At 58.6% G+C, this 20458-nt stretch carries 19 protein-coding genes and 1 pseudogene; 11 read left to right on the top strand and 9 right to left on the bottom strand.

Annotated elements, in window-relative coordinates; genetic code table 11:
* Positions 1-49: 49 nt before the first annotated feature.
* Positions 50-1321 carry an OmpA family protein gene (locus FB556_RS02815; protein ID WP_170200339.1) on the bottom strand — a complete coding sequence of 424 codons (1272 nt, stop codon included), beginning with the start codon at positions 1319-1321 and terminating at the stop codon, positions 50-52.
* A gap of 226 nt (positions 1322-1547) precedes the next feature.
* Between FB556_RS02815 and FB556_RS02810 the strand changes: the two genes are divergently transcribed.
* Positions 1548-2351 carry an aldo/keto reductase gene (locus FB556_RS02810; protein ID WP_141864547.1) on the top strand — a complete coding sequence of 268 codons (804 nt, stop codon included), beginning with the start codon at positions 1548-1550 and terminating at the stop codon, positions 2349-2351.
* A gap of 3 nt (positions 2352-2354) precedes the next feature.
* Here the strand turns inward: FB556_RS02810 and FB556_RS02805 are convergent, their stop codons facing one another.
* Positions 2355-3599 carry a M20 family metallo-hydrolase gene (locus FB556_RS02805; RefSeq protein ID WP_211343958.1) on the bottom strand — a complete coding sequence of 415 codons (1245 nt, stop codon included), beginning with the start codon at positions 3597-3599 and terminating at the stop codon, positions 2355-2357.
* A gap of 13 nt (positions 3600-3612) precedes the next feature.
* On the bottom strand, positions 3613-5268 hold the full coding sequence (locus tag FB556_RS02800; protein WP_141864543.1) for an amidohydrolase: 1656 nt from the start codon (positions 5266-5268) through the stop codon (positions 3613-3615).
* Positions 5269-5374: 106 nt separating this feature from the next.
* On the opposite strand from FB556_RS02800, the gene FB556_RS02795 reads away from it, so the two are divergent.
* Both FB556_RS02795 and FB556_RS02790 read left to right on the top strand, forming a co-directional pair.
* Positions 5375-6580 carry an RsbRD N-terminal domain-containing protein gene (locus FB556_RS02795; protein WP_170200338.1) on the top strand — a complete coding sequence of 402 codons (1206 nt, stop codon included), beginning with the start codon at positions 5375-5377 and terminating at the stop codon, positions 6578-6580.
* 93 nt (positions 6581-6673) lie between these two features.
* Positions 6674-8029: an MFS transporter gene (locus FB556_RS02790; protein WP_246057167.1), complete on the top strand. Its 1356-nt coding sequence runs from the start codon at positions 6674-6676 to the stop codon at positions 8027-8029.
* 64 nt (positions 8030-8093) lie between these two features.
* Here the strand turns inward: FB556_RS02790 and FB556_RS02785 are convergent, their stop codons facing one another.
* Entirely contained in the window at positions 8094-8384 is a 291-nt protein-coding gene (locus FB556_RS02785; protein WP_141864538.1) for a DUF4287 domain-containing protein, read from the bottom strand.
* Positions 8385-8567: 183 nt separating this feature from the next.
* Here FB556_RS02785 and FB556_RS02780 point away from each other — a divergent pair, with 183 nt between their 5' ends.
* On the top strand, positions 8568-9497 hold the full coding sequence (locus FB556_RS02780; RefSeq protein WP_141864536.1) for a DUF368 domain-containing protein: 930 nt from the start codon (positions 8568-8570) through the stop codon (positions 9495-9497).
* A gap of 75 nt (positions 9498-9572) precedes the next feature.
* Here the strand turns inward: FB556_RS02780 and FB556_RS02775 are convergent, their stop codons facing one another.
* Positions 9573-10421: a pyruvate, water dikinase regulatory protein gene (locus FB556_RS02775; RefSeq protein WP_141864534.1), complete on the bottom strand. Its 849-nt coding sequence runs from the start codon at positions 10419-10421 to the stop codon at positions 9573-9575.
* A complete protein-coding gene (gene ppsA, locus FB556_RS02770; RefSeq protein ID WP_141864532.1) occupies positions 10422-12830 on the bottom strand; it encodes a phosphoenolpyruvate synthase in 2409 nt (802 codons plus the stop codon).
* A 238-nt stretch (positions 12831-13068) separates the two neighbouring features.
* Between ppsA and FB556_RS13610 the strand changes: the two are divergent.
* From FB556_RS13610 to FB556_RS13510, 4 genes and pseudogenes are all read left to right on the top strand, one after another.
* Positions 13069-13419: pseudogene (locus FB556_RS13610) on the top strand (NUDIX hydrolase); the annotation flags it as partial.
* 102 nt (positions 13420-13521) lie between these two features.
* Positions 13522-13863 (top strand): metallopeptidase family protein, encoded by a 342-nt coding sequence (locus tag FB556_RS13605; RefSeq protein ID WP_246057209.1) that lies wholly within the window; start codon positions 13522-13524, stop codon positions 13861-13863.
* Between the two features lie 243 nt (positions 13864-14106).
* Entirely contained in the window at positions 14107-14673 is a 567-nt protein-coding gene (locus tag FB556_RS13515; RefSeq protein ID WP_211343957.1) for a hypothetical protein, read from the top strand.
* Entirely contained in the window at positions 14674-15267 is a 594-nt protein-coding gene (locus tag FB556_RS13510) for a hypothetical protein (RefSeq protein ID WP_211343956.1), read from the top strand. It abuts the gene before it with no gap.
* 266 nt (positions 15268-15533) lie between these two features.
* Here the strand turns inward: FB556_RS13510 and FB556_RS02755 are convergent, their stop codons facing one another.
* Both FB556_RS02755 and FB556_RS02750 read right to left on the bottom strand, forming a co-directional pair.
* Complete coding sequence (locus tag FB556_RS02755) at positions 15534-15845, bottom strand: hypothetical protein (RefSeq protein ID WP_141864528.1); 312 nt, start codon at positions 15843-15845, stop codon at positions 15534-15536.
* Between the two features lie 175 nt (positions 15846-16020).
* Positions 16021-16212, bottom strand: a complete 192-nt coding sequence (locus FB556_RS02750; protein ID WP_141864526.1) for a hypothetical protein — start codon at positions 16210-16212, stop codon at positions 16021-16023.
* 238 nt (positions 16213-16450) lie between these two features.
* Between FB556_RS02750 and FB556_RS02745 the strand changes: the two genes are divergently transcribed.
* Entirely contained in the window at positions 16451-16744 is a 294-nt protein-coding gene (locus FB556_RS02745) for a hypothetical protein (RefSeq protein WP_141864524.1), read from the top strand.
* Positions 16745-16921: 177 nt separating this feature from the next.
* On the opposite strand, the gene FB556_RS02740 is transcribed toward FB556_RS02745, so the two are convergent.
* The gene (locus FB556_RS02740; RefSeq protein WP_141864523.1) at positions 16922-19189 is read right to left on the bottom strand and encodes a YhgE/Pip domain-containing protein; all 2268 of its coding nucleotides are present in this window, start codon (positions 19187-19189) and stop codon (positions 16922-16924) included.
* A gap of 131 nt (positions 19190-19320) precedes the next feature.
* On the opposite strand from FB556_RS02740, the gene FB556_RS02735 reads away from it, so the two are divergent.
* Complete coding sequence (locus FB556_RS02735) at positions 19321-19950, top strand: TetR/AcrR family transcriptional regulator (protein WP_141864521.1); 630 nt, start codon at positions 19321-19323, stop codon at positions 19948-19950.
* Between the two features lie 158 nt (positions 19951-20108).
* Positions 20109-20456: a hypothetical protein gene (locus tag FB556_RS13505; RefSeq protein WP_211343955.1), complete on the top strand. Its 348-nt coding sequence runs from the start codon at positions 20109-20111 to the stop codon at positions 20454-20456.
* Positions 20457-20458 lie beyond the last annotated feature (2 nt).

Here is a 20458-nt window from a genome sequence, read left to right as displayed (position 1 = left end):
GACGTCGGTTGCATTGGTTTGGTTGGTGCAGCCGGCGTCATTGCATTCGTTACTCGGCTGGAGCCTGCGAATCGTTCACTTGGTAGTCAATGCTGGGGTCATAATCCTTTGGAGTCACCGTAATGACCACGCGACGATTCTGCTGGCGCCCGTCGTCCGAGGAATTCGACGCTCGAGGGTGCTCTTCGCCTAATCCCTTGGCGGTCATATCACCGGCCGCGATATCGGTATTATCGGTCAGCCACTGCAGCACCGATCCCGCTCGGCGCTCCGCCAGCTCTGTATTGTCTGTGTATTTCTGCGACGGGAGATTATCCGTGTGCCCCTCAACAGTGATGGTGACGTCGTCACCGCGCTCGGCAATATCATCGGTGATGGCCTGCAACTCGGCGGTCGCATCTGAGCGCAGCTCGTGGTCGTCGCTATCGAACAGCACATCACCTTCGGTCGTGTAGGCGGTGACTTCGTCGCGCTCGGCAACCTCGGTATTTTCGGTGCCCTCAACCACATAGGATTCCAAATAATCAGCAGGAATATGGGCGGCCGGAAGCCATTGGGGCTTGGTTGAATACGGATTGAGCGCCATGAGATTGATGTGGGTTCCGCTATTGGATGCACCACCGCCGCGCGCATCATACTGCTGGATTTGGGTCGGGGACAGGTCATAAGGACGCACAATGGAGGGCCGGACCACGCTGGACACGATCTGGGTGTTTTCCGAAGTCTTTGGCTCGGCCTGACACACCTGGTCTTCGCGAACACCGGCGATGTGCACGGCCTCGACCTCAATGCTGTCCTGAACAGCTTCCTCAAGCACCGTACCATCTGGCAATTCAAGACCTTCGAGTCGCCGCTCTGGAACGCGGTATCCAGGAATGAACGCCTCCGAAATCTCCACAGCCGGCAAGCATCCGCCCGGCGCTGGATACTCAATAATGCATCCGGCCTGGGCTATCCGTTCGGGAATTACGATCTCGGGTGCGCCCGGCAGCTCAACCACTGCACCCTCGATTTCCACGGTGCGAGCCTCCACGCCCTCAATGCGTTGTTCTTCAAAGACGGCGTCGTCGAGCCACTCGACCGTGGCACCTTCGAGCTGCTCGGCCTGAACGCATGCTTCGAGCTCAGCCGGATCGTCCACCTCCGCGATCAGTTCGCCGTCATTGGCGATGGCTTCAGCGGGTGTGGACGACGGTGCTGCATTGGCGCCGTCGTCGGCATTCTCTGCAGGGCCCTGGGCGGCGCATGAGGTGAGCAGCAGTGCTACGGCTGTGACAAGGCTCAACAGGCTACGGGAAATGGCGGAGCGGACGGTGGTCATGAGGTCTCCTCTCAAAAGCAACATGCGTCCGGGGTGCTTATGAGTCGAATGATTCGTGGGAAGAGTTGTACAGATGCCGCGAAACCTTGTCCGGTTTAGCAATCGTTGCTCCGCCGACTCACGGGCTACGCGACGAGTCTAGAGGGTAACCGGGAGTTGAGTACGCGTTTTACCCTTGAAGAAGTCGAATCGTGTGGGGTGACGCTCGCGGGCCTAGACTGGCTGCATGCGCTCAGAACTTATTGGTTTCGGAACCCTTGTACAAGCCGGCAAAGACAACCCGGATATATACCGCACCGCAACGCTTTCAGCCCTAGAAGTGGGGTATCGTATCCTCGACACCGCGTTGCGCTACGAAAACGAAGTCCAAGTCGGCCAGGCGATTGCCCAAGCGGATGTGCCTCGCGAGGACATCACAGTGACGACGAAGATCCCCGGCCGTTTCCAGGGCTACCACGAGGCGAAAACCTCGATCATTCGCTCACTGATTGACCTTGATCTGCCCTACGTTGATACAGCATTGATCCACTGGCCGCTGCCGAACCAGCACAAGTACGTTGATACCTGGCGCGCGCTGATCGAAATGCGTAACGCCGGACTGATCCGCACCATCGGAGTGTCGAACTTCCTACCTGAACACCTGCAGCGACTGGCGGATGAATCCGGTGAAATGCCGGCCATCAACCAGGTTGAGATGCACCCGTACTTTGGGCAGGCCGAGCTACGCGCGTTCCACAAAGAGCACGGCATCCAAACCCAAGCGTGGTCACCCCTGGGGCGGACGACGGACATGATCGACGATCCGGTGTTAGCCAAGGTCGCCGAAAAGCACAGCGCAACCCCGGTTGAAGTCGTACTGGCCTGGCACGTGCACCACGGCTCGGTCCCGTTGCCGGCGTCGTCGAATCCCGAACGCCAGCGTGCGAACCTGCACTTTACCGTTGAACTCGATGACCAGGATATAGCTGAGATCGATGGTCTTGAACGCGGTCGGATCTACATGGATCCGGCCACCCACGAGGAGTTTTAGACCCTACAGCGTGTTTTCGACCAGCTCACCGGTGATCAGACGTTCGGCCACACCGGTGAGCATATCAACGCCGGCCAGCATGTCCTTATCGGTGGTGAACTCTTTTTCATTATGTGAATAGCCGTCGCGGCTGGGCACAAAGAGCATCACGGTGGGGACTTGTTCTTTCATATTTGTGGAGTCATGTCCGGCAACCGTTTTGATGTACTGGAATGGTTGATCCAACTCACGCACGACGTCTTCGGCAAGTTCCAAACCGGCAGAATGATACGGCATGAGACCCCACTGGTGGGTGAGCTCTTGTGTGATCTCGACTCTGGCCACGGCTTCAATCGCGTTGCGCTGCTGTGCTAAGACGACCTCGGCGTCGGCTAATACCGTGGTATCTACCGAACGCAGATCAAGATTGATTGTGACTTCACCGGCGTAGGTGACCGGTGAATTCGGGAATAACTCCAGGGTCGAAACTGAGGTATGCAGCAGACCTTCGGGGAACTGGTCGACGAGCTCGCGGGCAGCAACAATGAACTTTGCGGCACCGTAGAGCGCATCTTTGCGCTGGTCCATTGGGGTGGCACCCGTGTGGCCCTGTTCGCCCTTGATGGTCACCGTGTACTTTTTGGCACCCCAGGTGCCGTCGACCAGGCCGATGGTCTTACCGGCGCGTTCGAGAATCGGGCCTTGTTCAATGTGGATCTCCGCGTAGCATGCGGCGCGCGGCGCAGTGTCACAGCGGTGGACCTCTTCGTCAGCGAGTGCCTCAGCAACGCTAATGCCCGCCTTATCGGTGACGGCCAATGCTTCGTCGAGCTCAAGCTCGCCGGTGTAAACGCTGGAGCCCATCATCGACGGGGTGAAGCGGGAACCTTCTTCGTTGAACCAGTTAACGACCGCCAGGTTCAATGATGGGTTCAGGCGACCGGCAGCGATTCTCTCCATGACGCGGTGGGCAGCGTGGGCGGCGGCGAGCACGCCGTAGGCGCCGTCGTATTTTCCACCCATCGGTTGCGAGTCGAGGTGGGAACCGAGCAGGACATAGGGCGCGCCGGGGATGTATTCTTTGAGGCCAAATTGGTTGCCGATGGCGTCTTGGTGCTCACTCAGCCCCATGGCGCTGAAGGTGTCGCGGAGCCAAGCCCTGACCTCAAGATCGGCGGCTGTGCCGGCTTGCCGGTCCACACCGCCTCCTGCGGTCGCACCGACGGCGGACATGTGCTGGAAGTCAGTCAAAAAATCTCGTGATGTCATGGGGTCCTGAGGGTTAGTGTGCATCGAGTTGGCCGTATACAATGACGCCGCCGACCATGGTGGCAACGATTGGGATGTGGGCGACCTCGGTAACCGGCACGTCCAGTGGATGTGCGCCGAGGACGACCAGATCAGCGAGATAACCGTTGGCCAGGGTGCCTTTGTTGTGTCCCCACCCGGTTGCCCGAGCAGATCCAACGGTATACGCGTGCAGGGCTTGGGCAACGGTAACGCGCTCGTTACTTCCGTACGGGTTGCCTGCTTCGGTAAGTCGTTGGGCGAAAGCTTGGATGACTGCAAGTGGTGCCCCGTGGGCGACCGGACGGTCCGAGCTTCCAGGCAGGATCATACCAGCGTCGAGCAATCTGCGTGCCGGATACGATAGCGTGGCGCGATCCGGGCCGAGGTTGTGCAACATCCCCTCGCCAAATACGGAAATGAAATATGGCTGGGGGACGAGCACAATTTTTTGGGCGGCCATCAGCGCGATTTGGTCATCGCGGACGACGCCGCCGTGTTCAATGCGGTCGGGCATCGGGCCGGGACCGTGGATGCGGCGGGCTTCGGTGATGGTTTCGATGGCAAAATCAATGGCCGCATCACCTATCGCGTGCAGGGCCAGCGCCCAGCCCGCGCCGGCGGCTTCGATGACGGCGGTGCGCATGGTCTCGGGGTCGCCCTGCATGTAGCCGTGGTGGTGCTGGCAGTGCGCATAACCTTCGGTCATCGCGGCGGTGGCGCCCAGCAGTGAGCCGTCGGTGAAGACTTTGACCGGCCCGATTTGCAGGCGATCATCGCCCACGCCCGATCGGATGCCGGCATCCAGCCCACGGGCAGCCGGGTCGTGGGCATGGCCGGGCAAGTCATGCAGCGCGTCTATGGTGATCATGGTTTGGGCACGGTGTTTCAGCAGCCCACGGTCGGCGGCCAGCTGGTAGGCCGCGAATTCTCGAGGAGTGTGCCCGATCCAACCACCGGCGATGCCCGCATCGGTCACCGAGGTGAGTCCCTCGGTCAGGTAGTGCTTGGAAGCAGCGGCCAACGCTTCGGCCACCGATCCGAAGGCTTCGGGCTGCAACAGGTCTTGAACGGCGCGCATCGCGTTTTCATCCAGCAGACCGGTGGCTCGGCCGCGATCATCGGTGACAATTTCGCCACCTTCTGGTTGTGTCGTCGGGTATTCGTCAATGCCCGCAAGGCCAAGGGCAACACCGTTGACGGTATAAGCGTGGCCCGAACGGTGTTTGATCAGCACCGGGCGGCCGAGGGCGACGCCGTCGAGACGATCACGATCCAGACTGCCGGTCAGCTGCAAAGGGTTGAAGTTCGAACAGATCACCCACTCGTCAGCCTCCATATCGGCGATACGCAGTGCGATGGCAGCATAGACGTCATCGGGGGTGGTCACCTCGGCGAGGTCGATGTCCAGAAGTGTCTGGCCAAACCATACGCTGTGGGCATGCACATCATTGAAGCCCGCCACAATACAGGCACCTTTGGCATCAAATACCTGGAGCGGGGAGGCCGCATCGGGACCCTGCAGTAACGGATCCAGTTGCTCATCGAGACCTACGATAAGCCCCTGCCAGATCCCAATCCGCGAGGCCCGGGGCCGAGCACGATCACCCGTGAGAACCTCAGCGTTATAAATTAGCGTGTCCAAGCGCATGCCCCAAGCATCCTTCCAACGTCCACTACATCCAGTCCGATTCAATAAAGCTTGGCCTCGGGCTGCAATGGTAAAATGTGAGACGCAACCCCGTAGAATTATGCATATGCATAACGATCACCGCCAAGCAGTGTCCGCCAACAACGTCTTCTCCCAGGGTGGTAACATCACCACCGGCGCCAGCTGGCAGACGATAGTGCAGCGGGTTGCCGACGACTTAGAATCGATAGTCGAGGAATTTCTTACCGAACTGCACGGACGCGGCGTCTACGAGGACGGCCAGGTAGAAAGCACCGACCTACGCCACACTGCGATCGAAACGTTTCGCTATCTTCTCGACCGGATAATGGGCAAACCGCTAACTGAGCACCAACAGCATGCTGCACGACGGCTCGGAGTGCGACGCGCGCGCCAGAAGGTTCAAATTGAAGATCTCATGGCCGCGATCCGCCTTGACTTTGTGGTGTTGTGGCGGCGTATCCGAGCGACCATGGCCCCTGATGAGTTGCCGGTGTTGGTCGATCACACCGAGACCATGCTCACCACAATTGAACGCTATATTCGCGAAGTCCAGTTGGAATTTCTGGCAGAAACCGCACGTATTGCCCGCGATGCGCGGCTCGCCACCGAGCGACATATGGCTCGACTATTAAATACCAGCCAGCTGACCCCTGCCAGCCTGGAGGTCATCGCTCAAGGGCTCAGCGTACAGGTCAATGCTGAATTTGAGGTCGTGGTGATCAATGAGTCTGCGGTGCTGGAAGTCCAGGAGGCGTTAGCCGAACCACTGGCTGCTGGCAAGATTTTGGGCTACCCCTACCGGTCAGGCTACTGCCTGATTCAACAGCGTACATCACATGGGGCATCTTTGGTGCGGTTATCTCACAACTACGCCGGAGCGTATGTCCCTCGAACCACAGGACTCGAAGCGGTCCCCAACGCCGTGGCAGCACTTACCCGATTGTTGGAATACCAGCCGGAACTCAACGAGTTGGTGAGCATTGAAACCCTCTGGCCGACAGCTATTTCCGACACCCTGTCGTCGTTACTGCCAGGTTTTCCAGACAGTTTCCTGGCCGGACTCAAACACCTGCCGCCAGGTGAACTAGACGACGTCATCACTACCATCAGCCAGTTCCTTGAGACCGGATCGATCAAAGACACCGCAGTGCGTGTTGACCGGCATCGCAATACCGTGATCAACCGGCTGCGAAGTTTCGAAGCGGCCACCGGGCTCGACGTGAAAATCCCTCGCGACGCGGTCCTGGCAGCTCTGGTCCTGGCATCACCCAAGATGCAAATGCACAATTAATCTTGAACTCGGCAGTGCAAGATCCCATTGCGAGTGGTGTGGGTCATGCCGAAATATTGGGGTCATTATTTACTCACCTTAAGGAGGCCTCGCGTGACCAATACTTCTGGGTCAACCGCCGCCGCGTCACATGACTCACCGCAGACAGAAAGCCTGCAGGTCAACTCGAAGGACGTGGCGCGCATCGCGCGGGCCGCATTCGCCGGGACCGCACTAGAATGGTACGACTATTTCCTGTTCGGGACCGCAGCAGCTCTCGTCTTCAACTTCCTCTTCTTCACTGAACTGAACCCAACTGCAGCCGTGCTGGCATCTTTTGCAACCTTCGGCGTCGGTTTTGCCGCCCGCCCGATCGGTGCATTCGTGTTCGGTATTCTCGGCGACCGCTGGGGCCGGCGCCCGACCCTGATCCTGTCGATCGTGTTGATCGGAGTCGCCACCGGCATCATCGGTATGCTGCCGACCTATGACCAAATCGGGTTAGCAGCCCCGGTCCTGCTGGTCGTGCTGCGTCTGTTCCAGGGTCTGGCGGTTGGTGGCGAATGGGGTGGTGCAACGACGATCGCGATCGAACACGCCCCACCAGAAAAACGCGCCCGCTATGCGGCCATGGTCCAGTTGGGCTCCCCGGTGGGTACCCTGCTGTCCTCGGGTGCTTTCGCCATGGTGTTGCTCATGCCCGAAGACACTGTCAATGCTTGGGGTTGGCGCCTGCCGTTCTTGGCAGCCTTCCCACTGCTGGCGGTTGCGCTGTGGATCCGGATGAAAGTGGAAGAATCTCCGGTCTTCGAACAGCTAGCTGAGATGGATGACCGCCCCAAAGTCCCAGCGGCAGCTGTCTTTACGAAGGCGTTTGGCCGTCTGGTCATCGCGATCTGTGCTGCCCTGTTAGGCGTTGGCGGGTTCTATCTGATGAACACCTACGTCATCTCCTATACCACTACCGTGCTGGACGTCGAACGATCCTCGGTCGTCAACGCGACCCTCATTGCCGCACTGGTCCAGATCGTCGTCGTCGTGATTTTCGGCCGCGTCGCCGAACGCCTCGGCCCCGGCCGAGTCACCTTTATCGGTGGGCTTGCAACCGCATTGGCCGCCTGGCCACTGTTCCTGCTCGTCGACACCGGCGAACCATGGGCCATCACGGTGGCGATCTCAGCGGGCATCGGCCTGCTCACCATCACCTACTCGGTCACCGGCGCACTATTAGCCGAGCTGTTTCCCGTGGAACTGCGTTACTCGGGCGTCTCGCTGGGCTACAACCTGGCCGGTGCGCTCACCGGCTTCCTGCCGTTTATTGCCACCTGGGCAACCGGAATCCAAGAGACCCCGAGCGTCATGCCGGCCGTGGTCCTGCTGGTCATCGTTTCGCTGCTGACCGCCCTGGGCGGTCTGCTGGGCGAACGGCTGCGCGTCAAAGACGACGTCGTCATCACCGAAGCGCAATAACACCACGGCACCGGCACCTTTCTCGGCCCGAGCACCTCAAGCGCATAGTGCTCGGGCCGAGGCATTACTGAGGTTTGGTGGCTTGACCGTCTAACCACAACGTATCGGAGTCATCACGGTGCGAACCGGTACTCCCGACATGTTTTGCGTCAATCTGCGGCCCCTTTTTGATCACGTGCACCAGAGCCATCCCGTGGCCGCGACCCAGACCATAATCTTCCTTGAGCCAGGCCAGAATCTCGCCGGCCTTGACATCAGTGCCGTCAAACCCGTGACTCTTGGCAATCTCGATTAGCTGCCGCGGAGTCAGTCCGGTCTTGTCCTCAATCGCATCTAGATACGCCTGAAAAGACATCAGCGTCATCTCCCATACTCGGGCAGCGCGTTGAACTGTGGGGTCGTTTCACACCTTACGACCACGCGAGGCCCAGCACAATGGGTGCCCCGGATGCTCGCTGTCAGTGCAATACGGTGTGTAATAGAGTAACTTCTCAGCCGGTTCAACTAATCTAGGTCCGATTCAAAGGATTGTGAGTAGATGACCCCAACACCCCAAAGAAAAACTTCGTTGATCGGCAACCTCATCCGCGGCGTGCTGATCGGCATTGTGGAAACCATCCCCGGCATCTCCGGCGGCACGGTCGCCTTGGTCGTGGGTATCTACCAACAACTCATCGAATCCGCTTCGGCCTTGATCCACTGGGGCCTGTCGCTGATCCGTGGACGACGCGACGATGCCCGCGAGTACTGGAGCCACATTTCTTGGCGGCTGCTCATCCCGTTGGGTCTCGGCATGGTCGCCGCCGTTTTCACGATCGCCGGCCCCGTCGTGAACCTATATGAAACCTACCCGGAGCGCATGCGCTCGCTGTTCTTTGGTATGGTCGCAGCCTCCGTCATGGTGCCGCTGCTCATGGTCCGCGACGACGTCACCTACCGCAATAAACGTCTCGGATGGCGCCATCTGGTGATGTTCCTTGCCGGTGCCGTGGTTGCCTTTGTGGTGCTCTCGCTGCCTGCCACCCTAGCGTTAGAACCGCACTGGTATATTGTGCTGCCTGCCGCCGCGATCGCCGTCTCAGCCCTTGTGCTCCCCGGCCTGTCCGGCTCACTCGTGCTGCTGACCCTGGGACTGTATGAACCCACTCTGCGAGCGGTCGAAACCCTTGATCTGGGATATCTCGGAGTGTTCCTTGCAGGCCTTGCCCTCGGTGCAGTCGTGATCGTCCAGTGCATGAAGTGGTTACTCGAACACCACCACGCGACGACCCTGATCATCCTGTCCGGCATCATGATCGGCGCCCTGCGCGCCCTGTGGCCATACCAAAATGACGACGGCGCCCTACAACCGATAGACGGCGGACTGGGCCTGAACATCCTCTTGGCAATCATCGGCGCGGCCGTGGTGACCACCATGGTCATTGCCGATCGAAAGATGAGCCGACGGGCACCACAACCCATCCATTAGGGGCTCGACGGTGTGCTCACCAACCACGACGGCTAGGTGCCCTGATTCAGCTGGCCGTTGACTAGATCGTTATGGTTATAAATTCATCCGTTGCAGGATGGTCGCGGAGATCTCCTCGACCGACATTGACGCCGAGTTCACATAGGGGATCCGGTGCATCGCGTAGAGGTCCTCGGCGTTGCGCAGTTCCCAACTGCACTGCGACAACGAGGCGTAGGTGCTGTCCGGTCGGCGCTCCTGACGGATCTGGCTCAGCCGCATCGGCTGGAATGTCAGCCCGAAGCATTTGCGCACGAAGGGGCGCAACGGCTCCGGCAGGGACTGACTCGTAAAGTCCTCATCGATCAGTGGGAAGTTCGCGGCCAGGATGCCGTGCTGCAGCGCCAGATACATTGTGGTGGGCGTTTTGCCGCATCGCGAGGGGGCGATCAGGATCAGCTGCGCCCGTTCCAGGGCGCGGATGGACTGTCCGTCGTCGTGCTCAATGGCGTACTCGATGGCGGCGATGCGGGACTGGTAACGGATCGCGTCACCAAGGCCGTGAGCCCTGCCAGGTTCTGGGCTCGCCGTCGTCTGCAGGGCGTCCTCCAACTGGGCGGTGTGGCTGCCGAGTAGGTCGATGAAGTGCCCGCTGCTCTGTGACAGCAGTGCACGAATGTCCGGGTTGACCACCGTGGAGAAGATAATCGGCCGCTTGTCTGCCGCTGCGACGTCATCGATGTCTTGCACGACGTTTTCCGCTTCCTGCACGGAAGCGATAAAGGGAATGGTGTGGCGTTCGAACCGGTGGTCGGGAAACTGGGTCAGCAAGGAATTGCCCAGCGTTTCGGCGGTGACGCCGGTGCTATCAGATAGGAAGAACACCACGGTGGCCGGCTGTTGCTGACCGGCCGCCGCGGTGTTCCTGCTGTGTACATCGGTCATTTAGATCTCAGCACCGGTGTCGGCCTTGGCCAGGCGCAGCCAAGTGTCGATCACGGCGTCGGGGTTCAGTGAGATTGATTCGATGCCCTGCTCCAGGAGCCATTGGGCGAAGTCCGGATGGTCGCTGGGTCCCTGGCCACAGATGCCCACGTACTTGCCACGTGCACGGCAAGCGGAAATAGCCATTTCCAAGAGCTTGGCAACCGCCGGGTCGCGTTCGTCAAACGCCTCGGCGACCAGCGCCGAGTCTCTGTCTAGGCCGAGGGTGAGCTGGGTCAGGTCGTTGGAGCCAATGGAGAAGCCGTCGAAGTAGTTCAGAAACTCATCGGCCAGCAGTGCATTGGTGGGCACCTCGCACATCATGACGATTTCCAGGCCGTCTTCGCCGCGGACCAGCCCGTTGGCGGCAAGCAGTTCGGTCACGCCGCGCGCCTCGTCCAGGGTGCGCACGAAGGGGACCATGAGCTTGATGTTCGTTAGGCCCATCTCGTTGCGAGCGTACTTCAGTGCTTCGCATTCAAGCTCGAAGGCCTGACGGAACGACTCCGAGAGGTACCGGGAGGCGCCTCGGTAGCCGATCATCGGGTTCTCTTCGACCGGTTCGAAGGCGGGACCGCCCAGCAGGTTGGCGTATTCGTTGGATTTGAAATCCGAAAGCCGGATAATCACCGGCTCGGGGGCGAAAGCCGCGGCGATGGTGGCAATGCCTTCGGCCAGTCGCTTCACATAGTAGTCCCGCGGCCCGTCGTATGCCGTGATGCTTTCTTGGATTTGCCGCACCGTATCATCCGAGAGGGTGGCTGGGCGCTCGATCTCGCCGGCCACGGCCAGCAGCGCGTTGGGATGGATACCGATCTGCCGGTTGATAATAAACTCCAAACGGGCCAGCCCAATACCGTTGTGCGGGAGCCGGGAAAAGCTAAAGGCCTGTTCGGGGGTGCCGACGTTCATCATGATCTTCACCGGTGCCGGCGGCATCGTGTCGAGGGTCGTCTCTTGCAGTGAGTAGTCGAGCAGGCCGTCGTATACGAAGCCGGCCTCGCCCTCGGCGCAGGAGACGGTCACCGGAGTACCGTCGGCCAGAACCTTCGAAGCGTCCCCGGTACCGACGATTGCCGGGACCCCCAGTTCCCGGGCGATGATCGCCGCGTGACAGGTGCGCCCGCCACGGTCGGTGACGATGGCGGCGGCTTTCTTCATGATCGGTTCCCAGTCCGGGTCGGTCATGTTGGCCACCAGCACGTCGCCGGGCTGGAACGAAGCCATCTGGTCGTGTGAACTCAGTACGCGGACCTGGCCGGAGCCGATACGCTGGCCGATGGCCCGGCCCTCGGCCAGGACAGCAGAGCGCTCGTTGAGCGTATAACGGGAAACGGTGCCGGTAGCCTTGCGGGACTCAACGGTTTCGGCCCGGGCCTGCAGGATGTATAGTTCCCCGTCCACCCCATCCTTACCCCATTCGATGTCCATGGGCCGGCCGTAGTGAGTTTCGATCGACACCGCGTGCCGGGCTAACTGCTGAACTTCCTCGTCCGTGAGACTGAAGCGACGACGCTGCGCCGAGGGAACGGGCATGAAATCGACGGTCCGGCCGACCTCTTGGGATTCGGTGTAGGTCATCTGCACGGCTTTTTCGCCAAGCCCGCGCTTCAGAATCGCAGGGCGACCGGCAGCCAAGGCAGGCTTGTGAACGTAGAATTCGTCCGGATTCACCGCGCCTTGGACCACCGATTCGCCTAAGCCGTAGGAGGAGGTGATGAATACCGCGTCGGTGAACCCTGACTCGGTGTCCATGGTGAACATCACGCCTGAGGCGCCGAGGTCGGAGCGAACCATGCGTTGAATACCGGCCGAAATGGCGACATCTGCGTGGGCGAAACCGTGATGGACCCGGTAGGCGATGGCCCGGTCGTTATACAGTGAGGCAAAGACGTCCTTGATTGCGCGCAAGACATTCTCCACGCCCCGGATGTTCAGGAAGGTCTCCTGCTGGCCGGCAAAGGACGCATCGGGCAGGTCCTCGGCCGTGGCGCTGGAGCGCACTGCCCAGGATACCTCGGTATCCGCGCCGTGCTTATCGGTCAGCGTGGCGTAGGCCGTGCGGATCTGTTTCTCGAAACCGGCCGGGAACGGCGTCTGGACGATCAGGTCACGGATTTGCGTCCCTGCCTGCGTCAAGGCTGTTACGTTGTCGCTGTCCAGGTCTTCTAGGATTCTCTCGATGCGCATGTCGAGGCCGGACTCTTGCAGGAAGCGCCAGTAGGCATCCGCGGTTGTTGCGAAACCGTCTGGGACTTTGACCCCGGCTGCGCTGAGGCTGCCGATCATCTCGCCAAGCGACGCGTTTTTACCGCCGACTCGCTCGAGGTCGTTGAGGCCAAGTTCGGAAAACCATAGAACGTCGGTCATAAGGGGTGCTCCTTGCAGGAAACGCTCATAAAAGCGCCGGGACGAAACGTGTTGCTACCCAAGGCTATACGATGTGACCCTAATCATGGCGATCTCCTGGTGTTGTGATTTGGTAGTCGATGGGACTGGTAAGCATATGATGCAGCTTCGATGAGTATGTTTCTTGGACGCCGGGTGGATAATCGCTCACCCGTTGCCTCATACAACATCGCACGCAGCCTGTGATTAGATAAGTTCCATGACCGCACAGCACTCCCACCCGTCCATTAGCGTCTCGGCCGTTGTACTACTCAGCGACGACGGCCAGGTCGCACTGGTCCGCAAACACGGCACCACAGCGTTCATCTTCCCGGGTGGGAAACCCGAGGCCGGTGAAACCGGCCCAGAAACCGCCGTTCGCGAGGTCGCTGAAGAGCTTGAGGTTGCCTTGAGCATTGAGGGCCTGATCGACTTGGGAGAGTTCACCACACCTGCAGCTAACGAAGCCGATACCGCACTGCATTCCCGGGTGTATGCAACGAAACTCCCGCCTAAAGCGAATGTGCAAGCACAAGCAGAAATTGCCGAACTCCTATGGGTGACTCCCGGGCAGGTTTCTCTTGCCGATGGCTATCGGCTTGCGCCGTTGAGTTCCATGATCCTGCAGGCCTTGGCAGATGGCGACCTGGCCCTGGAGCACCAAGCGCTTGAGATGTCATTGGAAGAGTTTGAACACCTCGTCGGCGAAGAACTCGATGCCCTGCCTGAAGGCATGGTCGAAGGCTTGGACAATGTGGTCTTTGCGGTGGAAGATCGACCGGATGATGGCTCGCAGGGTGTGCTGGGCGTCTATGAAGGTTTCGATCTCCCCGGCCGTGCCGATTACGGATATATGCAGTTGCCGGATCGTATTGTATTGTTTCGCGAACCGTTGTTAGACACGTGCAACGATGAGACGCACCTGCGTGAAGAAGTTCGCGTCACACTCATCCACGAAATCGCGCACTATTACGGTATTGACGATGCACAGCTGCATGAGTTGGGATGGGCCTAAATATGACTGTTAACTTCGTTTGGCGGTTTTTCACAGGCCCGGACGGCACGTCTGAGGCGCATCGAAATCGCAGTTGATGTGGGCGCCCAGATGAATTGGCCCAATGCCCAAGCTGAGATGGGATCATGGTCGCAGCGTTCAGCCGGCTCTCTGTGGCCTACGCTACACTCGCGGTAAGTTCGACGTTATGCGGATGGTGCGGTCGGACGGGTACGTGAACTTCTCGTATCGAAGGAGCGGACTGTGACAATACACGACAACCACAGGCAGAATCCGGAACCGATGATCATCGGTGTGCTGGCCGATCCGGTGGCTGCACCCTCAGAGGTCGCACAGCATCTCGAACAGGAGCTCCCGGGGCTCCTGTCTGAACAACTGCCGGATCGAGAGTGGAAAATCGAAGTGTGTCGGGAGCGGTTGCCGCCCAGCGACATGCGTGACGCCGAAATGCTGAACCTGGCAACCGAGCGTAAGCGGCAGCGTAGCTGGCACTTCGCGGTGTGCATCACCGATCTTCCGCTGATTGCCGACGGTCACGCCGTTGCAGCTGATGCAAGCAGCAGTCGAAACGTCGCGGTGGTGTCTCTTCCGGCCTTCGGCGCGATGGCATTGCGGCGTCGAGTCCGTCAGGTGACGGCACAGCTCATTATCGACCTGTACTGCAAGGGAACCCCGCACGAGGACTCTGAGGAGCATCGCCAGCGCCGCATCGCCGCGCTGAGTGGGGCATTGCGTCGGACCACACCCGACGACGATGATATCGACCTGCGCATCCTCGCGTCGCGGAGTCGGCTGCGGCTGCTGATCTGAATGGTCCGGGATAACCGGCCCTGGCGGTTGGTGTCGGGTCTGCGGGGAGCGCTGGTGGGAGCGTTCGCATTTAGCGCGTTCTATTTGATCAACACCACCTTGTGGGAACTGGCACTCACGATGTCGGTGTGGCAACGGGTGGCCACGGTCATCGCCTCGATCACCGTGATGCTCACGTGGCTGATCGTCTACCATCACCTGTGGGAGCGCAAGACGCATCTACCGCCGCAGGAACGTGATCTCACGGGCTTGTTTAATGCCTCGACCGTAATCACCCTGACCATCGGGCTGGTATTTGGCTACCTGGCGCTCTTTGTTCTCAACCTGATCGCCACATTCCTGGTCTTCACGCCCGAGGTGTTTCGCCAGTACGCCGGACCGGAGCCTGGACTCGCAGAGCACCTTATCGTTGCTCTGATAACAACCGCCGCCGCAACCGTGGCCGGTGCCATCGGCTCAGGCTTCGAGTCCGAAGAGTCGGTCCGCGAGGCCGCCTACAGCTTCCGCGAACGCGAACGCCGTCAAGCCCTGCAGCGCTCCCGAGCGACCGAGCCGGAGGATGAGACGTTGACCCAGACCGCGCGCGATGCCTAATCAGCCGCTGCGAGGAAACGAACCAGGATCATCCGGTGCAGCACTAAGCCCGCCGTAATCGGACATCTTCTAGACCGGTCCTGGATGCTGGCAATTTACTCTGACCACGATACCGGGACTGGCCTATGACCTGACCCAAACGTCCACCGCAGCACAAAAGGTAAACACACGACTCGCTGAAGCCCGCCCCGCATGGCCCACCAGGGTATACCATCCTTGACATGTGCTGTGTTCGTTAACTTGGGTGGGCGGTTCTATGCGTTGCATTAGGCCGAGGGGATGGTTAGCGCAGCTACCGCTGCTAGAACCCCGATCCCCATCATGACCATGCACCCGTTTCTCACGGAGCGTTTTCGCTGGGTTGGGGGCGTGTGTGCAGCCACACCGGTGATGCCGCCGGCCACTGCCACCCCGGCGCAACCGATCCAGGCAATGAGCGCTTGGAGCATGTAATCAGGCTCCGGAGGAGCCGGATACACCAGGGGCAAGGCGTAGCGGAAAGCAGCCACAGAGACTAGCGCGGCAATGACCACTGCCGAGCTCACGATGACGGCAATCCATGCGGCGTTCTTAGACAATTGCGCTACCTTTCCAAGGCCCCTTTGAGGGCGGTGCATTTGGGTAGCAACATTAAGAAGTACCGGGCAGACCGCCATATGAAGCTGTGAGCAACCGCCAAACGAAAGTAACAGTCACAGCTGGATCCGCATATTCGAGGCTAACGTCATAGCCTTTTTGTTCAAGGACGTGTGGCTACAGCTCGGAGAAGGCGATCCCTTCATCCCAGCCGTTGAAACCATCGATGGTGACCGAGCTGCCTTGGGTTTCACCATCACCTGGAGGGGCGGTGTCCTCTGGGTCATAGTCGTCAATACATCCGGTCAGAGCTAGGCCGACAACAGAAAGGATCGCGGCCGTTTTATAGAATCGAGCTGAGATTTTCATGGTGTGTCCTAAGTGGCGACAGGAGTGGATACGCTGGTGCCGCTAGCTTCGAGTTGGGTAGTGGAAACCAGCGGCTGTCAGCAAGTTGAAGGACTAACTACTGAGTCAGACCCTCAACGTATTCTTGGTTTGCTACTACTCATTCCTCGATGATCGAACGGTAATCATCGACATCCTAGTTCTCATTAAACAGCACGCGTTCTAACGAGTCCAGCAACTCCGAAGCAATTTCAAAGTTTTGCAACCAAGTAACGACCTTGGCGTTGGCCTGGTCAACCGGCGCCTTTTCACCAACCCCGTCGTGCCGATTGAAGTCGCTACCACTCTGCCTGACGATGCGCCGCGTTTTGTCGATCACGAGGCCGGCGACAATGCCCAGACCATCAAACTGTCAGCCGCCGGGTTCATTGATCATGCCGGTTTTCACAAAGGTTTTGGTCTCAATGGTGAACCCGGTGCCGTCAACGGTAGAGCGTCGCTGTCGAGGAAGCACACGCTGGCGTTAACGAACCGTGGCGGTGCCACCACTTAGGACCTGATTTCCGCCGCCAAACACTGTCCGTAATAGGGTGGAATCGAAATGGGGTATTAGGCTGGTGCCTGAACCCGTCTTGGTTAGAATGCAACTGGGCACCTGCGTACTCGAGCATGTTCCGCTTGGCGTCTCAACCGACACGCATCGCTACCGTCAAGGCGCTGGCGTGTGATTTCAGCTCCGCGCGGGTTCTTTCGTTGTTTTGGCGTGCTGAGCAGAGCGTTTCGCGGGGCGGGAGCGGTGGGTCTTAGCCCAGGTCACCAGGATTGCGCTGATAAGCGCGACGAAGGAAACTAGCAGCCATACGGCCAGCGGTAGCAAGATACCACTTGTGTTGAATGTGCCCCCGGCAATCAGCGATCGCAACCCGGTGACCACGTGGGTCATGGGCAGCCAACTATGTAGGTGTTGGAAGAACTGCGGAGCTGTTTCAATTGGATACGTCCCGCCCGCAGCTGATAGCTGCAAGACAATCAGGATCAGCGCAAAGAAGCGGCCGGGTGCATCGAAGACGGCTATGAGCATCTGATTCAAGATGAAGAACGTCAGACTTGCGAAGAAACTCAGTGCATAGACTCCAGCTGTTTGCGCCATATCAATATTCACGACGAATCGTACAAAAGTGACCATCAACGCACTTTGAATAAACGCCATGAGAAACGCCGGCGTTATGCTAGCCAATACGGCGCGTAGTCGGGAATCAGTGGCCATAACGCGACGGACGTTGATGGCAGGTTGCATCAGGAAATAGCCCATGGCTCCGACCCAGAGTGCAAGTCCCATGAAATACGGCGCGAGACCCCAACCATAACCGGGGACCTCATGGAGACGCTGCTGAGCTAGAGTGACAGGGTCTGAAGCAGTGTCAGCCAGGTGATCGCTTTCTTCGTCGGAATAGCGGGGAACATCGCCTTTACCCTCATCGAGTCCTGTTGCTAGATCACTAGCTCCCGTGTCGAGCCGACCCAGTCCACCGCGCAAATCATAAGCTCCCGCCGTTGCGTCGCCTGCCCCGGAGGCTAAATCGGATGAACCATCATTCAGTGCGGTAGCGCCCTCATCAAGCGTCTCAAGCCCGGTGCTGAGCTCACTGGAAGCGGCTGCCGCTGTGCTAATCGCACCAGAAAGCTCTTGTGCCGCATCTACGAGATCGCCGGTGGACGTCGTCAAGCGATCAGCAGCCTCGTGCATCAGCTCACTACCCTCAGTGCCCCGATCTGCTCCGGCATGCACGCGATCCAGGACTTCCTGCAACTGTGCAATGTTTGTTGATAAACCGGTCAGGCCGGTGGCGGGACCACCTGTCGTCTCGACGCCAACCAGATCGGCTACATCCTGGCGTAGTGCATTGGCCTGTTTTTGCGCCTCATCGTGGGAGTTTTTTACTGCCTCCGCGTTGTCCATCATTTCTTGCACAGCAGCCTGACGTTGTTCGTCCGAGAAGGCGTCCCAGCTATCTAAGAGGTCCTGTCCGTTAGCAGAGATGTCATCGGTGTACTGTGACCCGGAGGTGAGTAACTCCTCAATATTTTCGGAGGCTGATCCCGCCCCCTGAGCGTTATCTAAAGCGCTTTGTGCATCACTCGCCAGAGTGTCGACTTTTGCCGAGGCGTCTGCAATATCGTCAGCGATGGTTTCGATGCGGTCGGCGAACTGGTGAGCTTTGTTGTCAATATCTTCAGCTGTATCAGGCAGGTCTTGAGTTTGGGTATCAAGGGTGGCTAGACCTGAAGCTAGCTCACGGGACCCAGAAGCGGCTTCACTAGTGCCAGCCGCGAGATCAGCCGCACCATTTGACAGCGTATTGGCTCCACTGGTGAGCTCATCAAGACCCACGACCAGATCGCCTGCTCCGGTACGAGCACTGGAAGTTCCATCGGAAAGCTCGTGGGCACCATCGGCCGCTTTATCTAGTGCTTCCCCAATCTCGGTAAAGCCCACCGTCATCTGCGCTACAAATTCTTCGCCGACTTGCTTTGATACAGACATTTGAACGGCTTCGCCCACGGTGGCAGCGATATTGCCGGCGATAATATTCGAAGCATCATCGGTGATGATTGTCAGTTGAGATTGAACTGCAGCTAAAGGGTCATCGTCGCCCAGGGATGCCGCGCTTGACGAGAAGTCTTTGGGAATCTCTAAAATTGCTCGAATGTCGTCGTTTTCTAAAGCATCGTAAGCGACGTCTTCGTCCATGGTTGTCCAATGGAAGCTTTCATCAGAATCTAGCAACGTCTCGGTGAGATCATCGCCTAATTGAAGCTGCTCACCCTCACTGGTCGTGGCAGGCTCGTCCTTATTTACAATGGCGGCGGACATGACCTCTAAAGAACCGGTGGGGTCTTTGACCGACCAAACCAACAGGCTGGCATAGATCAGAGGAATCACGGCCAGTGCCGTCAGGATAATCGTCAACTGAACCTTGGGGTTGAGTCGGGACATAAAACGAACTCCCAAGCTGCATTTCGTACACTACTTTGACACATGTAAATCTTACAGGTGTAAACTTATCCTGGTATGCTAGATCATGTCAATCTGACAGCACGCTTATCGATGAGGATTGGTGTAACAACATGATGGCAGTGACCTCTGAGCTCGAAGGTGTCGATGGTTCGGTCAATCCGCGAGCTGAGCGCTCGAGAACAGCGTTGATTGTTGCCGTCACCGAAGCTTTGGATAAAGGGCAGCCGGGGGAAACCTTTAGTGTTGCAGAAATTTCACGAGCGGCAGGAGTGAGCCGACCAACCCTGTATCAGCACTTTGGGGACCTGCCAAGCCTGATGCGCGCAGCGGCACTGGTGCGACTCGAATCGCTATTTGATACGGTTCCATCTCTGCAACCGCCTCACACGGTGTCGTGGGCGACGGCCGCCACAAAAGTGTTGCAAGCTCTACTTCAAGAGCTGGAGCATCGCCGCGCCTTTTACTTAGCGATCTTAGACTCGACCGCAGGGCGAGACGTGCGAGAAGATGTCATCGAGTTTTTAGCTTCGCGGATTATTAACGTACCCACGCTTGGATCTGTCATCAAGAAAGCTGAATCCACTGCTGCAGGGCTGCGCGAACACGCCATGTTTTTAGGTGCGGGCGCACTCTGGCGAACAGAGCGTTGGCTCCGAGATAACGACCCAGAGCCTGCCTCCCAGCTTGCCCGCCGGTTGAGCCACATACTAGCAACCGCCGGTGGCATGCAAGACGTTTAAGAACGGGCCGATAATGAAAGCTGTGCACTTGTAGTGCTTGTGATCGTGCGGGGTTACCAGCTCGATGAACATCGGTTGCGGGCCGACTGGGCACGAAGTCTAGAAGAGTAAGGTAGTGGTGGAAGTATTCTCTCTATGTCTCAATCAGGAGCTATCTTATGACGCAGTACCCGCCGTATCCACAATCAAGCCAGCCTCCCTATCAGCAACCCCAGCAATCAGGGAATCTTAGCTACGGCAATCTGCCACCCCAGGATCGGGAAAGCCTAGGCAGCTGGGTGCTGGTTACGTTTATCATGTTCATCCCGCTGGTGAACGTGATCTACATGCTGGTGTTGGCGTTTGGTAGCGGTACTTCGATCGCGAAACGCAACTTCGCTCGTGCCAGCCTGATCTGGATGGCCGTAGGGATCGTGTTGAGCATCGTGATGTTCATGCTCTTAGCGGCTATGGGAGCATCGTTCTTCAACGAAATCTCCAACACCTACGGGTTGCTTGCCTTCTGATG

It is taken from the genome of Enteractinococcus coprophilus, assembly GCF_006716305.1.
GTDB classification, from domain to species: Bacteria; Actinomycetota; Actinomycetes; order Actinomycetales; family Micrococcaceae; genus Yaniella; species Yaniella coprophila.
This window is presented reverse-complemented; position numbering and strand designations above follow the sequence as displayed.

Bases quoted from the DNA above. Each gene is read 5' to 3' on its own strand.
- FB556_RS13510 (WP_211343956.1), top strand. From the start codon at position 14,674: ATGGTCCGGGATAACCGGCCCTGGCGGTTGGTGTCGGGTCTGCGGGGA.
- FB556_RS02800 (WP_141864543.1), bottom strand. From the start codon at position 5,268: ATGCGCTTGGACACGCTAATTTATAACGCTGAGGTTCTCACGGGTGAT.
- FB556_RS02780 (WP_141864536.1), top strand. From the start codon at position 8,568: ATGACCCCAACACCCCAAAGAAAAACTTCGTTGATCGGCAACCTCATC.
- ppsA (WP_141864532.1), bottom strand. From the start codon at position 12,830: ATGACCGACGTTCTATGGTTTTCCGAACTTGGCCTCAACGACCTCGAG.
- FB556_RS02775 (WP_141864534.1), bottom strand. From the start codon at position 10,421: ATGACCGATGTACACAGCAGGAACACCGCGGCGGCCGGTCAGCAACAG.
- FB556_RS13505 (WP_211343955.1), top strand. From the start codon at position 20,109: ATGACGCAGTACCCGCCGTATCCACAATCAAGCCAGCCTCCCTATCAG.
- FB556_RS02805 (WP_211343958.1), bottom strand. From the start codon at position 3,599: ATGACATCACGAGATTTTTTGACTGACTTCCAGCACATGTCCGCCGTC.
- FB556_RS02815 (WP_170200339.1), bottom strand. From the start codon at position 1,321: ATGACCACCGTCCGCTCCGCCATTTCCCGTAGCCTGTTGAGCCTTGTC.
- FB556_RS02810 (WP_141864547.1), top strand. From the start codon at position 1,548: ATGCGCTCAGAACTTATTGGTTTCGGAACCCTTGTACAAGCCGGCAAA.
- FB556_RS13605 (WP_246057209.1), top strand. From the start codon at position 13,522: ATGTCATTGGAAGAGTTTGAACACCTCGTCGGCGAAGAACTCGATGCC.
- FB556_RS02735 (WP_141864521.1), top strand. From the start codon at position 19,321: ATGATGGCAGTGACCTCTGAGCTCGAAGGTGTCGATGGTTCGGTCAAT.
- FB556_RS02795 (WP_170200338.1), top strand. From the start codon at position 5,375: ATGCATAACGATCACCGCCAAGCAGTGTCCGCCAACAACGTCTTCTCC.
- FB556_RS02740 (WP_141864523.1), bottom strand. From the start codon at position 19,189: ATGTCCCGACTCAACCCCAAGGTTCAGTTGACGATTATCCTGACGGCA.
- FB556_RS02750 (WP_141864526.1), bottom strand. From the start codon at position 16,212: ATGAAAATCTCAGCTCGATTCTATAAAACGGCCGCGATCCTTTCTGTT.
- FB556_RS02785 (WP_141864538.1), bottom strand. From the start codon at position 8,384: ATGTCTTTTCAGGCGTATCTAGATGCGATTGAGGACAAGACCGGACTG.